The organism is Rubellimicrobium roseum (assembly GCF_006152145.1).
In the GTDB taxonomy this organism is placed as follows: Bacteria; Pseudomonadota; Alphaproteobacteria; order Rhodobacterales; family Rhodobacteraceae; genus Rubellimicrobium; species Rubellimicrobium roseum.
Map to the genome: position 1 here is coordinate 19,790 of NZ_VDFV01000027.1, position 12,590 is coordinate 32,379.

13 protein-coding genes and 1 tRNA gene are annotated in these 12,590 nt (G+C 67.3%); 11 read left to right on the forward strand and 3 right to left on the reverse strand.

All coding sequences use genetic code 11. The features are described 5' to 3' along the window. Positions 1–43 precede the first annotated feature (43 nt). The 10 genes from sufB (at position 44) to FHG71_RS15355 (ending at position 7,585) form a co-directional block, all read left to right on the forward strand. Positions 44–1,585, forward strand: coding sequence for a Fe-S cluster assembly protein SufB (sufB, locus tag FHG71_RS15310; protein WP_139082597.1), 1,542 nt, complete (start codon positions 44–46; stop codon positions 1,583–1,585). After that, a complete protein-coding gene (locus tag FHG71_RS15315) occupies positions 1,582–1,845 on the forward strand; it encodes a hypothetical protein (protein WP_139082574.1) in 264 nt (87 codons plus the stop codon). The genes sufB and FHG71_RS15315 overlap by 4 nt, the downstream gene beginning before the upstream one ends. A 48-nt stretch (positions 1,846–1,893) precedes the next feature. Continuing rightward, positions 1,894–2,205 (forward strand): heavy metal-binding domain-containing protein, encoded by a 312-nt coding sequence (locus FHG71_RS15320; protein WP_139082598.1) that lies wholly within the window; start codon positions 1,894–1,896, stop codon positions 2,203–2,205. Positions 2,206–2,313: 108 nt separating this feature from the next. Next, positions 2,314–3,069, forward strand: coding sequence for a Fe-S cluster assembly ATPase SufC (sufC, locus tag FHG71_RS15325; RefSeq protein WP_139082575.1), 756 nt, complete (start codon positions 2,314–2,316; stop codon positions 3,067–3,069). Next, positions 3,066–4,352, forward strand: a complete 1,287-nt coding sequence (gene sufD, locus FHG71_RS15330) for a Fe-S cluster assembly protein SufD (protein WP_139082576.1) — start codon at positions 3,066–3,068, stop codon at positions 4,350–4,352. Before sufC ends, sufD begins: the two co-directional genes overlap by 4 nt. Further along, positions 4,352–4,852, forward strand: coding sequence for a hypothetical protein (locus FHG71_RS15335; protein WP_139082577.1), 501 nt, complete (start codon positions 4,352–4,354; stop codon positions 4,850–4,852). The genes sufD and FHG71_RS15335 overlap by 1 nt, the downstream gene beginning before the upstream one ends. Then, the gene (locus tag FHG71_RS15340; protein ID WP_139082578.1) at positions 4,842–5,432 is read left to right on the forward strand and encodes a YIP1 family protein; all 591 of its coding nucleotides are present in this window, start codon (positions 4,842–4,844) and stop codon (positions 5,430–5,432) included. The genes FHG71_RS15335 and FHG71_RS15340 overlap by 11 nt, the downstream gene beginning before the upstream one ends. Further along, the gene (locus tag FHG71_RS15345; RefSeq protein ID WP_139082579.1) at positions 5,425–6,642 is read left to right on the forward strand and encodes a cysteine desulfurase; all 1,218 of its coding nucleotides are present in this window, start codon (positions 5,425–5,427) and stop codon (positions 6,640–6,642) included. Before FHG71_RS15340 ends, FHG71_RS15345 begins: the two co-directional genes overlap by 8 nt. 43 nt (positions 6,643–6,685) lie before the next feature. Further along, positions 6,686–6,762 (forward strand) — tRNA-Arg (locus tag FHG71_RS15350). A 424-nt stretch (positions 6,763–7,186) separates the two neighbouring features. Then, a complete protein-coding gene (locus FHG71_RS15355) occupies positions 7,187–7,585 on the forward strand; it encodes a response regulator (RefSeq protein WP_139082580.1) in 399 nt (132 codons plus the stop codon). 51 nt (positions 7,586–7,636) lie between these two features. Here the strand turns inward: FHG71_RS15355 and FHG71_RS15360 are convergent, their stop codons facing one another. The 3 genes from FHG71_RS15360 to hemB all read right to left on the reverse strand — a co-directional run bounded on the left by FHG71_RS15360 (position 7,637) and on the right by hemB (position 11,930). Beyond that, a complete protein-coding gene (locus FHG71_RS15360; RefSeq protein ID WP_139082581.1) occupies positions 7,637–10,054 on the reverse strand; it encodes a GcvT family protein in 2,418 nt (805 codons plus the stop codon). A gap of 226 nt (positions 10,055–10,280) precedes the next feature. Then, the gene (locus tag FHG71_RS15365) at positions 10,281–10,835 is read right to left on the reverse strand and encodes a lipid-binding SYLF domain-containing protein (RefSeq protein WP_139082582.1); all 555 of its coding nucleotides are present in this window, start codon (positions 10,833–10,835) and stop codon (positions 10,281–10,283) included. A 102-nt stretch (positions 10,836–10,937) separates the two neighbouring features. After that, complete coding sequence (hemB, locus tag FHG71_RS15370; protein ID WP_139082583.1) at positions 10,938–11,930, reverse strand: porphobilinogen synthase; 993 nt, start codon at positions 11,928–11,930, stop codon at positions 10,938–10,940. A 132-nt stretch (positions 11,931–12,062) separates the two neighbouring features. On the opposite strand from hemB, the gene FHG71_RS15375 reads away from it, so the two are divergent. Next, on the forward strand, positions 12,063–12,587 hold the full coding sequence (locus FHG71_RS15375; protein ID WP_139082584.1) for a component of SufBCD complex: 525 nt from the start codon (positions 12,063–12,065) through the stop codon (positions 12,585–12,587). Positions 12,588–12,590 lie beyond the last annotated feature (3 nt).

Genomic DNA, 12,590 nt, shown 5'->3' on the forward strand with positions numbered 1-12,590 from the left:
AAGACCGATGGCCGCTCTGGACAATCGTGACGAAGCCCCCGTGATGGAGGTGCGCCCCGACGCCCTCGACGCCCGCGAGAACGGCCTGGAGGTGCGTGAAGGCGTGGACGAGGCGACCGTCGCCGCAGTTGCCTCGCTGGGTGCCTACAAGTACGGCTTCCAGACCGACATCGAGACCGAGTTCGCGCCCAAGGGCCTGAACGAGGACATCGTGCGCCTCATCTCCGAGAAGAACGGCGAGCCCGAGTGGATGCTCGACTGGCGGCTGGAGGCCTACCGGCGCTGGGTGCAGTTGCAGGAGCCGCGCCACTGGCCGCTCCTCGACCTGCCCGAGATCGACTTCCAGGACCAGTACTACTACGCGCGCCCCAAGAGCATGGCCGTCAAGCCTAAGTCGCTCGACGAGGTCGATCCCAAGCTCCTGGAGACCTACAAGAAGCTCGGCATCCCGCTCAAGGAGCAGGAGATCCTCGCGGGCGTCGAGCGCCCCGAAAGCGAGGAGCCGCGCAAGGTCGCCGTGGACGCCGTCTTCGACTCCGTCTCCGTCGGCACGACCTTCAAGGCCGAGCTGGCCAAGGCCGGCGTCATCTTCTGCTCGATCTCCGAGGCGATCCGCGAATACCCGGACCTCGTGAAGAAGTACCTCGGATCGGTCGTCCCGCCCTCCGACAACTTCTACGCCACGCTCAACAGCGCCGTCTTCTCGGACGGCTCCTTCGTCTACATCCCGCCGGGCGTCCGCTGCCCGATGGAGCTGTCGACCTACTTCCGCATCAACGCCGAGAACACCGGGCAGTTCGAGCGCACGCTCATCATCGCCGACAAGGGCTCCTACGTGTCCTATCTCGAAGGCTGCACCGCGCCCAAGCGCGACGTGGCCCAGCTCCATGCTGCGGTGGTCGAGATCATCGTGGAGGAGGACGCGGAGGTGAAGTACTCCACCGTCCAGAACTGGTACCCCGGCGACGAGAACGGCAAGGGCGGCGTCCTGAATTACGTGACCAAGCGCGCCGAATGCCGCGGCGATCGCGCCAAAGTCATGTGGACGCAGGTCGAGACCGGCTCCGCGATCACCTGGAAGTACCCGTCCTGCATCCTGCGCGGCAACGACAGCCAGGGCGAGTTCTACTCCATCGCCATCGCCAACAACCACCAGCAGGCCGACACCGGCACCAAGATGATCCACCTGGGCAAGCGCACCAAGTCGCGCATTGTGTCCAAGGGCATCTCGGCGGGGCAGGCGCAGAACACCTACCGGGGCCTCGTCTCGATGCACCCCAGGGCGACCGAATCGCGCAACTACACGCAGTGCGACTCGCTGCTGATCGGCGACAAGTGCGGGGCGCACACCGTCCCCTATATCGAGGTCAAGAACACCTCCTCGCGCGTCGAACATGAGGCCACGACCTCCAAGGTGGACGACGACCAGCTCTTCTACTGCCGCTCGCGCGGCGTGGGCGAGGAGGAGGCCGTGGCCCTCGTGGTCAACGGCTTCTGCAAGGAGGTCCTGCAGGTCCTGCCCATGGAGTTCATGGTCGAGGCCCAGCAGCTCGTGGCCATCTCTCTGGAGGGGAGCGTCGGGTGAGCTGGTTCCGGCCCAAGGCCTACGGCTACGGCGCCACTCCCTCCCACTGGAAGGGGTGGGTGGCCGTCGCCGCCTTCTTGGCGGTCGAGGCCGCGCTCGCCTGGGCGCTCCTCGGCGGCTCGGAGGACCCGGTCCCGGGCCGGCTTCTTGCCTTTCTCGCCGTCAGCGCAGGACTGGTCGCAATCTTCGTGCGGGTTTCGAAGGTCCGGACTGACGGCGACTGGCGGTGGCGCTGGGGCGGCCGGAACCGTCATGGCTGAGTGGAGCATCCGATGAATCCCTGGAACAAGTCCTCCTCCGACACCGGCCTGATCCTCACCACGACCCCCTCGGTCGAGGGCCGGCCGATCGCCGACTACCTCGGCATCGTCGTGGGCGAGGCCATCCTGGGCGCCAACGTGTTTCGCGACCTCTTCGCGCAGGTGACGGACATCATCGGCGGCCGGTCCGCAGCCTACGAGAAGTCGCTGGCCGAGGCGCGGGACACCGCCCTGCGCGAGCTGGGGGAACGGGCCGCGGCCCTGGGCGCCAACGCCGTGGTGGGCGTGGATCTCGACTACGAGGTGATCGGAAACATGCTCATGGTTTCGGCCTCGGGCACAGCCGTGCGCCTCGGATGACATTCATCTTCCGTTAAGCCCACCGCACGGTGGTGACACGGATCGTTAACTGACAATCGCTAGTTTGGTCCCAAGGTGGACCGGCCCAGGACAGGCCAGGAGAATACGATGCTGGATATCAGGAACCTTCACGTCGAGCTGGAGGAGGACGGCAAGCAGATCCTCAAGGGTCTCGACCTGTCGGTGGGCGCGGGGCAGGTCCATGCGATCATGGGCCCGAACGGCTCGGGCAAGTCGACGCTCTCCTACGTCCTTGCCGGCCGCGACGGCTACAGCGTGACCGAGGGCAGCGCGCATCTGGGCGACGTGGACCTCCTGGCCTTGGAGCCCGAGGAGCGCGCGAGCGCCGGCCTCTTCCTCGCCTTCCAGTATCCGGTCGAGATCCCGGGCGTCGGCAACATGACCTTCCTGCGCACCGCGCTCAACGCCCAGCGCAAGGCGCGCGGCGAGGAGGAGGTTTCCTCCGCCGACTTCCTCAAGCTGGTCCGTCAGAAGGCGCAGTCGCTCAGGATCGACGCCGAGATGCTCAAGCGCCCGATCAACGTCGGCTTCTCGGGCGGCGAGAAGAAGCGCAACGAGATCCTCCAGATGGCCGTCCTGGAACCCCGCATGTGCATCCTGGACGAGACCGACTCCGGCCTCGACGTGGATGCCATGCGCCTCGTCTCCGAGGGCGTGAACGCGCTCCGCGACGCGGGCCGCGCCTTCCTAGTCATCACGCACTACCAGCGCCTTCTGGACCACATCACGCCGGACGTGGTGCACATCATGGCCAATGGCCGGATCATCAAGACCGGCGGCCCCGAGCTCGCGCTCGAGGTCGAGCGGAACGGCTACGCCGACCTGCTGGCGGAGGCGCAATGACCGCCCGCCCGAACCCCAAGCTCCAGGCCACCGCCTCGCGCCTCGAAGGGCTGACCCTGCCCGAGAGCGGAGCCTGGCTGCGCCATGCGCGGGAAGGGGCGCTGGCCCGCGTCGAAGCGATGGGCCTGCCGATCCGCCGGGACGAGTACTGGCGCTTCACCGACCCCGCGACCCTGACCGCGCCCGAGCCCACGCCCGCCGCGCCGCTGTCGGACGGCGAGGGTGAGCCCTTCGCGGGCGTGACCCCCCTGCGCCTCGTCTTCGTGGACGGCCGCTTCGACGCCGCCACCTCGGACGCCCTCGATCTCGACGGCCTGCGGATCGAGCGCTTGGCCGAGGCCGGCGCGCTCGACCTACACTGGGCCCAGGGGCTCTACGGCGCGCTGGAGACCGACGGCCAGTCGCCCGTCGCCCGCCCGCTCGCCGCGCTCAACACGGCCTTCGCGACCGACGGCGTGCTGATCCACGCGACGGCCCCGGTCGAGCGTCCGATCCACCTGATCTACCGCCACGAGGGCGAGACCTCCGACGCGATGCTCCACCACGTCCTCAAGGTGGACGAGGGCGCGAGCCTCACGCTCCTCGAATCCGGCCCCGCCGCCGCGCGCTTCAACAGCGTGCTGGAGGCCGACCTCGCCAAGGGCGCGCGCGTCTCTCACGTCCGCACGCAGGGCAGGGACCATCACCGTCGCACGGCCACCCATATCTTCGCCCGAGTGGCCGAGGCCTCGGACTTCCGCTCCTTCACGCTCACCTTCAACGGCGTGCTGACCCGGAACGAGATCGTGGTCCGCTTCACCGGTGATGACGCCAAGGCCCATGTGGCCGGCGCGGCGGTCGGCGACGGCGACTTCCATCACGACGATACCGTGTTCGTCACCCACGGAGGCGAGGCCTGCGAAAGCCGGCAGGTCTTCAAGAAGGTCCTGCGCAACGGCGCCACCGGCGTCTTCCAGGGCAAGATCCTCGTGAAGCCCGGCGCGCAGAAGACCGACGGCTACCAGCTCTCCCAGGCGCTCCTCCTCGACGAGCGTTCGCAGTTCCTCGCCAAGCCCGAGCTGGAGATCTACGCCGACGACGTGAAGTGCTCGCACGGATCGACGGCGGGCGCGATCGACGAGACGGCGCTCTTCTACCTCCGCTCGCGCGGGGTGCCTGCGCCCGAGGCGATGGATCTCCTGACGCTGAGCTTCCTGCGCGAGGCGCTGGAGGAGATCGCCGACGAGCGGCTGGCCGAGGATCTGTCCGCCCGTCTTGAAGCCTGGCTTGCGCGGCGGCGCTGATGGGGGTCGCGGCCGACATCGGACGGAGCCTGACGCAGGGTCCGCGCCCCGTGATCCGGGAGCAACTCTCCCACGGGCCCAACGAGGCGCGGGCCATGGCCTTTCTGATGATGGGCTGCGGGCTGATCTTCGTGGCGCAATGGCCGCGCCTGATGCGGACGGCGCAGATCGAGGGTGACGACTTCACGCGCCTCGCGGCCTATGCGCTCCTGGGCTGGCTCATCATCTGGCCGCTCGTGTTCTACGGCATCGCGGGGCTGACCTATGGCCTGTCCCGCCTTCTTCGGAGCCGGGCTACGCCCTTCGGCACGCGTCTGGCGCTGTTCTGGTCGTGGCTCGCCACCTCGCCGTTGGGACTCCTGACGGGCATCCTGGCGGGCTTCACGGGCGGCTCGGCCCTGACCAATGTCATCGGGGCCTTGTGGATCGCCGTTTTCGCCGCCTTCTGGTGGCTCTCGCATCGGGAGGCGGCGCAGGCGCCGCAGGCACATGGCGTCTAGCGGCACGACCCTCCTCAACATGCTGCGCGACAGCGTCACGACCCCGCGCGAGGCGGCCACGCGGCTCCTGGCGATCCGCCCGAGCCTAGGCCTCGTCCTCCAGGGAGCGGCGCTAGTCTCGATCCTCGACGCGCTGCTCCTGGGCGTACTGGCGGGAGGGTCCTTCGCCATCCCGCTGCCCGAGGGCGACATGATCCTGAACCCGTTCAACCATGCTGCGCTCCTGTTGTGTTCGCTCGTCTTGTCGGCCGGGGCGTTGCAGGCGGGCGGGCAGGTGCTAGGCGGAACGGGCCGCTTCGATCAGGCGCTTCTCGTGGTGGTCTGGCTCGAGGTGGTGGCCATCGCGGTGCAGCTCGTGCAGGTCGTTGCCGCGCTGATCCTGCCGCCGCTCGCGCCGCTTCTGGGGCTGGCAGGCCTCGTGGTCCTGCTCTGGTGCGTCCTGAACTTCACGCGCATTCTTCATGGCTTTCCGGGCTTCGGTCGCACGGTGCTGGCGCTCGTCGTGGGTGCGTTGATCGTCGTCGTCGCGCTGTCAGCCCTTTTCGGAATCTTCGGTGTCGGAGCCACTCCCGATGTATGATGTCCATCGCATCCGCGCGGACTTCCCCATCCTGTCGCGCCAGATCCACGGCAAGCCGCTGGTCTACCTCGATAACGGGGCCTCCGCGCAGAAGCCTCAAGTCGTGATCGACGCGGTGACGCGCGGCTACGCCGAGGAATATGCCAACGTGCATCGCGGCCTGCACACGCTGTCGTCGCTCGCGACCGAGAAGTACGAGGCCGTGCGCGGCAAGGTGCAGCGCTTCCTGAACGCTCCATCCGAAGAGGAGATCGTCTTCACCTCCGGCACGACCGAAGGGATCAACCTCGTCGCCTATGGCTGGGCGATGCCGCGCATGAAGCCCGGAGACGAAATAGTACTGACGCTCCTCGAGCATCACGCCAACATCGTCCCATGGCACTTCCTGCGCGAGCGGCAAGGTGTCGTGCTCAAGTGGGTGGAGTGCAGCCCGAACGGTGATCTCGATTCCCAGGCAGTGATCGATGCCATCGGCCCGCGAACTCGCCTGGTTGCGGTCACCCAGCTTTCGAACGTCACTGGCACCGTGGTCGACGTGAAGGCCATCGTCGAGGGCGCGCGCGAGAAGGGTGTTCCCGTGCTCGTCGACGGCAGCCAGGGTGCCGTCCACATGCCCGTGAACGTGCAGGACATCGGTTGCGACTTCTACGCCATTACCGGACACAAGCTTTACGGCCCTTCGGGCTCAGGGGCGATCTTCATCCGACGTGAGCGTTTGGAGGAGATGCGCCCCTTCCTGGGCGGCGGCGACATGATCCGCGAAGTCACGCGCGACGCGGTCATCTACGCCGACCCGCCGATGCGCTTCGAGGCCGGCACCCCGGGAATCGTCCAGACGATCGGCTTCGGAGCAGCCCTCGACTACCTGTCCGAACTGGGGATGTCGAACGTCGCCGCGCACGAGCGCTCCTTGCGCGACTACGCGCGAGAGCGGCTTTCAGGTCTCAACTGGCTCCAACTCCAAGGTACGACTGAAAACAAAGCTGCGATCTTCTCCTTCACCATGGAGGGCGCGCACGCCCACGATATCTCGACGGTGCTCGACCGGCGGGGGATCGCAGTCCGCGCGGGAACGCACTGCGCCATGCCGCTCCTTCAGCACTTGGGCGTCGGCGCAACCTGCCGGGCTTCGTTCGGTCTGTATAATAGCAAGGATGAGGTCGACTCCCTGATTTCAGGCCTGGAACTTTGCCGCGATCTCTTTGCCTGAAAGCGGTTGCGGTCTCCGCGCGCTTGGCCTATGTCGACCCCAGGCACCCGTAGCTCAGCTGGATAGAGTGCTGCCCTCCGAAGGCAGAGGTCACAGGTTCGAATCCTGTCGGGTGCGCCATGAAGTAAAGGGTTTCAGAGGCTAACCGGCCGCACAGAAACTCTCGTGGAGATGCCGCCACAGACGCCAAAATCCTGCGTATGAGTGCTTCCGGCTCGCTGATTCCTCCAACTGGCCCGAAAGCCTACTTCAGGGAGGATCACTTTTCAGGGGCAGACCAGCCGAGAACGGACGCGCGTCGCCGAGCCAACGGGGACAAGGCGAAAACGCAGCCCCAGCGCTAGGTGCAAGTCCACCTCTGTTAATGATAGGGACTTGGCCAGCTTAACGACGCGAGCCGGAGGTCAAGAGATCTGCCCGATGCCCCCGCTGATCTTGACCAGTTGGGTTTCTGGGCTGAACCTGACCAAGGGGCCGCGCGTTTCAGCCTCATGAAGACAGCCCCTCCTCGGCAGAGGGGGCGACCCGGTCAGGGAGGTGCTGCATGTTCAACTCCGCTCTGCCCCGAGACACACCCGTTCTTCCTCCATTGAACGGTCGGCGCGTGCTGGTCGTGGAAGACGAGTACGTTCTGGCCGACGACCTTCGTGCGGAACTCGAGGCCCGGGGTGCCAAAGTGATCGGGCCTGTCGCCACGCTCCTTGACGGGCTGAACATCGTGCAGCAGGGGCCGGTCCCCGATTTGGCCATTCTCGACATCAACCTGCAAGGAGAGATGGTGTATCCGCTGGCAGATGTCCTGCGGGAACTTGGCGTGCCGTTCCTGTTCGCGACTGGTTATGACGCCCAGGCCATTCCGGTGAGATATGCGGACGTGCCAAGGGCCGAAAAGCCCGTGGAACTGGCGCGGTGGCAGGAGATCGCAACGAAGCGTACGGCCTAGCGATACCAGCACCGCCAACATCCTGAGCGCCTCCGACGTGTCGCTCGAAGATCAGGTGCGCATCCGTCCTCCGTCATCCCAGAGGGGAGCGAGGTGAATGCGGGCAGGGCGGCGCTCGCCCAAGATCTCGACCTCGACGGGAAGGCCGTCGACGATGCGTTCAGGTGGCAGGAAGCCCTGCGCCACTGACTGGCCGGTGTGGTGCGAGAAGCCTCCCGAGGTGCACCAGCCCGCGACCTTGCCGTCGAGCCAGATCGGCTCCCAGGCGACCACGTCGGCGTCCGAAGCCTCGACGATGAGGCTGGTGAGGCGCTTCTTCGGACCGGAGGCCTTCTCGGCCATGGCCGGGGCCTTGCCGATGAAGTCCGTGGGCTTGTTGTAGCGGACGAAGCGGTCGAGACCGGTCTCCAGCGGCGTGTAGGCCGGCGAGAACTCGCGTCCCCAGCTTCCGAACCACTTGTCCAGGCGGAGCGACATCATCGCGCGCATGCCGAAGGGACGCAGGCCCAGGTCGCGCCCGGCTTCGGACAGGACGTTCCAGAGGTGCCGCATCGACATGTGGTCGCAGAAGATCTCGTATCCCAGGTCGGCGGTGTAGCTCACGCGCTGGACGAGGCAGTCGGCCATGCCGACCGTCATGCGGCGGCAGTCCATGAAGCGGAGCGAGTTCACATCGGCTCGCGTGACGCGTCCGAGCAGTTCCTTGGCCCGCGGACCGGCGATCTGGAAGCCGGTGCGAATGTCAGACATGTTCTGCACTTGCACGCCGTCCTGAAGGTTCCGCTCGAACCAGCGCATATGCCAGCCCTGGGCGCCGTAGCTCGCGGTCAGCATGAACTCCTGCTTGGACAGACAGGAGACGGTGAAGTCGCCGATGATCTTGCCGCTTTCGGCCAGCATCGGGTTGAGCGCGAGACGGCCGGGCTGCGGGATGGTCCCCGCCATGATGCGGTCGAGCCAGTCGCGTGCCTTGGAACCCGTCACGCGGTACTTGCCGAAGTTCGACAGCTCGTTGATGCCCACGGCGGAACGGACCGCCTCGACCTCCTGCCGGGTCGCCTCCCAGGCATTGGAGCGCTTGAAGGTCGGTGTCTCATAGGCAGGCTCGCCGGGAAGGGCGAAGTAGTTGACGACCTCCAGGCCGTATTGCTGGCCCCAGACGGCGTTCAGGCCCGAGAAGACGTCGTACATGGGCGAGGTCTTGAAGGGCCGGGCGGCGGGACGCTCCTCGTTGGGGAAGGAGACGGAGAAGCGCATCCGGTAGTTCTCGATGACCTTGGGCACCGTGTAGCCGGGCGTCGTCCAGTCACCGAAACGGGCCACGTCGAAGCCGCGGGGGTCGCGCTCCACCTCGCCCTCGATCATCCACTGGGCTAGGGCGAGACCCATGCCGCCGCCCTGGCTGAAGCCGGCCATCACGGCGCAGGCGCTCCAGAAGTTGCGAAGGCCGGGAACGGGGCCGATCAAGGGGTTGCCGTCCGGAGCGAAGGTGAAGGGGCCATGGATCACCCGCTTCACGCCGGACCGCCCGAGGACGGGGAAGCGGCGCGTGGCGAAGGCGACCGAATCCTCGATCTTGGAGAAGTCCTCGTTCAGGAGCTCGTGGCCGAACTGCCAGGGGGTGGCGTCCACCGACCAGGGCTCGCAGGGCTTTTCGTAGAAGCCGATGCAAAGGCCGCGGCCCTCCTGGCGGAGGTAGCTTTCGCCGCCGGGGTCCATCACGTGCGGGAACTCGCGGCCCTTGTCGAGGAAGGCCATGATCTCGGGGATGTCGTCGGTGACGAGATACTGGTGGGCCATCGGCAGGAGCGGCCCGTAAACCCCTGCCATCGCGAAGACCTCCCGCGCCCAGAGGCCGGCGGCGTTGACCACGTGCTCGGCGTGGATGGTGCCCTTCTCGGTCACCACGTCCCAGGTGCCGTCCGCGCGCGGGTTCAGCTCCAGCACGCGGTTGTGGAGCATGATCTCGGCCCCGCCCATCCGCGCGGCCTTGGCATAGGCGTGGGTCGTGCCCGAGGGGTCAAGGTGACCGTCCAGCGGGTCGTAGAGCGCGCCGATAATGCCGTCGGTGTTGACGAGGCCGTCGGTCATCTCCTCGACCTCCTTCGGTCCGAGGATGGCGGTGTCGAGGCCCATGTAGCGGTGCTTGGCCCGCTCGGCCTTCATCATGTCGAAGCGTTCCTGGTTGTCCGCCAGGGTAATGCCGCCGACGTGGTGCAGGCCGCAGGACTGGCCGGTGATCGCCTCCAACTCGCGGTAAAGGCGGATCGTATAGCCTTGAAGCGCCGCCATGTTGGTGTCGCCGTTGAGCGTGTGGAACCCGCCCGCCGCGTGCCAGGTGGAGCCCGAGGTCAGCTCCGACCTTTCGATCAGCAGGACGTCGGACCAGCCGAGCTTGGTGAGGTGGTAAAGGACGGAGCAGCCGACGACGCCTCCGCCGATCACGGCGACTCGGGTGGTGGTCTTCATCGTGCTTCGCTCCCCTCGGTTGTCGCTCCGGTTATCGGACGCGCCGTGACGCCGCGAAAGCGCGCTTGCGACAGATGGCGTCGCTGGCAGGCCGCGGCTTGAGGACAGCTTCGCAGGAGGGGGTTAACGAGTCCTTCGACCACCGCGCGGTCCGGTTGCGAGGAGGTTAACGACGCACCGGCAGGTCAGGGCAGGCTTAAACCTGCCCTGCGTGAACCCCGGCGCCTCAGGGAATGATGCGCGTGTACTTCGTGCCCTCGACCGTGGCGCCCAGGCGAAGGCCGGACTGGGCGAAGACCACAGCGATGACCGGCGAGAGCGAGGTCGTGGTGTCGGCGCGCAGTACCTCGCCCTGGGCGAGCGCGGCGTATTCGACATCGGCCCCGGCGACCCATCCGGGCGAGGCGCGGAAGCCCGCGAGCGCGTCGGGAGTCATGAAGAACAGGACATGGCTGTACTGCTGCGCCCCGATCTGGAGCCCGGCCGAGGCGGCGGCGGCGGAATAGTAGTCCACCGTCGTGCCGCCCACCCGCAGCGCGCCCTGGCCGTAGGACCCGCCCAGGCCCAGCCCCGCCTCGGTGATGAGGGGCATGACCAGGATGCCGGCGGCCCGGTTCCCGAGGTCCTGCGTGCCGGGATAGGTCTGGTAGAGGTAGTTGAGCGTGCTGTCGACGCGGGCATCGATGATGGCCGCGCCGCCACCACCCACGCCGTTGTTGCAGCCCGCCAGAGCGCCCGCGAGGGCGAGCGCCACGAATCCGCGTCTGGAGATCTTGTGCATGTTCACCGCCCGATGGTCCCCGGCCTTGTTTCCGGCCGTTGGGGACGAGGTTAGTCCATTCCGGTTCCGTTGTCACCGACCGGCACGGCCGGCGGCGCGGCCTCAGCCATTCATCGCCCGCGCCGCGGCAGGGGCGAAGTAGGTGAGGATGCCGTCGCAGCCCGCGCGCTTGAAGGCGAGGAGCGATTCCATCATCACCCGGTCGCCATCGACCCAGCCGTTGAGCGCCGCCGCCCGCAGCATCGCGTATTCGCCGGACACCTGGTAGGCGAAGGTCGGCACGCCGAACTCGTCCTTCACGCGCCGGCAGATGTCGAGATAGGGCATCCCGGGCTTCACCATGACCATGTCCGCGCCCTCGGACAGGTCGCGGGCGACGAGGCGCAGCGCCTCGTCCGAGTTGCCGGGGTCCATCTGGTAGGTCTTCTTGTCGCCCTTGAGCGCGGCCGAGGCGCCCACCGCGTCGCGGAAGGGGCCATAGAAGGCCGAGGCGTACTTCGCGGCGTAGCTGAGGATCGTGACCTTCTGAAATCCCTCGGCTTCCAGCGCGCGGCGGATCGCGCCGATGCGGCCGTCCATCATGTCGGAGGGGCCGAGGATGTCGGCCCCGGCTTGGGCCTGCGCGAGGGCCATCTTCTGGAGCGCCTCGACCGTGCGGTCGTTCACGACCTCGCCGTTCTCGACGAAGCCGTCGTGGCCGTCGATGTTGTAGGGGTCGAGCGCGATGTCGGTCATCACCGCCACTTCGGGCACCGCGTCCTTGATGGCGCGGATGGCGCGGTTCGACAGGTTGTCGGGGTTCCAGGCCTCGGCGCAGTCCCCGGTGCGGTGCTCCATGGCCGTGTAGGGAAAGAGGCAGATGGCGGGGATGCCGAGCGAGCGCGCCTCGCGCGCGGCCTCCACCGCGCGGTCGACGGTCAGGCGGCTCACGCCCGGCATGGAGGGGATGGGGACCGCTTCGTTCGTGCCCTGCATCAGGAAGACGGGCCAGATCAGGTCCGAGGGCGTCAGGGTGTTCTCGCGGACCAGGGCGCGCAACGCGGGGGTGGCGCGCAGCCGTCGATGGCGGGTCAGCGGAAAGGGAGCCTGGGTCATGGGAACGCCTCGTGTCGGCAGGGGGGCCACAGGCGAGGGCGTGGCACGATCGGGGCGCAACCTCAAGGCTAGGCGAGGCGGGACGGCTCGGCTACGCTTCGGGTGCAAGAACAAGGCGGACCGGCGGACTCGGTGGACTGGACCCAGACCCTCTTCGACGTGATCGACTTCCGGTCCTTCTCGAACCTCTGGTTCTGGATCATGCTGGCGGTCGTCTGGTCCTCGGCCAGCCACTGGGTGCTGGGCGTGCCCTTCGACATGGTGCTGCGCGCCAAGCGGCACGGCGGGCAGGCGCTGCAGGATCTCGAGGACCTGGTCCGGATCAACGTCAACCGGCTGCTCTACGTGTCGCACGTGGCGGGGCTGTGGCTTGCGGGGTTCGTGGCCTTTGTCCTCACGGGGCTCGTGATGCTCGCCTTCTGGTACGGGGTGGAGCTTGCGCAGGCGGTGGTGCTGATCGCGCTGCCGATGACGCTGGTCAGCGCGCTGAGCCTGCGGGCCGCCCGGCGGATCGAACGGGACGCGCCCCATGGCGAGGCGCTGTTCCGCCTGCTGGCGCGGCACCGCTTCTGGACGCAGGCCATCGGCATGCTCTCGATCTTCGTGACGGCCATGTACGGGATGTATCAGAACCTGCTCGTCCTTCGCGGGTTGTGACAG

Bases quoted from the DNA above. Each gene is read 5' to 3' on its own strand.
- sufB (WP_139082597.1), top strand. From the start codon at position 44: ATGGAGGTGCGCCCCGACGCCCTCGACGCCCGCGAGAACGGCCTGGAG.
- sufC (WP_139082575.1), top strand. From the start codon at position 2,314: ATGCTGGATATCAGGAACCTTCACGTCGAGCTGGAGGAGGACGGCAAG.
- sufD (WP_139082576.1), top strand. From the start codon at position 3,066: ATGACCGCCCGCCCGAACCCCAAGCTCCAGGCCACCGCCTCGCGCCTC.
- FHG71_RS15335 (WP_139082577.1), top strand. From the start codon at position 4,352: ATGGGGGTCGCGGCCGACATCGGACGGAGCCTGACGCAGGGTCCGCGC.
- FHG71_RS15340 (WP_139082578.1), top strand. From the start codon at position 4,842: ATGGCGTCTAGCGGCACGACCCTCCTCAACATGCTGCGCGACAGCGTC.
- FHG71_RS15345 (WP_139082579.1), top strand. From the start codon at position 5,425: ATGTATGATGTCCATCGCATCCGCGCGGACTTCCCCATCCTGTCGCGC.
- FHG71_RS15355 (WP_139082580.1), top strand. From the start codon at position 7,187: ATGTTCAACTCCGCTCTGCCCCGAGACACACCCGTTCTTCCTCCATTG.
- FHG71_RS15360 (WP_139082581.1), bottom strand. From the start codon at position 10,054: ATGAAGACCACCACCCGAGTCGCCGTGATCGGCGGAGGCGTCGTCGGC.
- FHG71_RS15365 (WP_139082582.1), bottom strand. From the start codon at position 10,835: ATGCACAAGATCTCCAGACGCGGATTCGTGGCGCTCGCCCTCGCGGGC.
- hemB (WP_139082583.1), bottom strand. From the start codon at position 11,930: ATGACCCAGGCTCCCTTTCCGCTGACCCGCCATCGACGGCTGCGCGCC.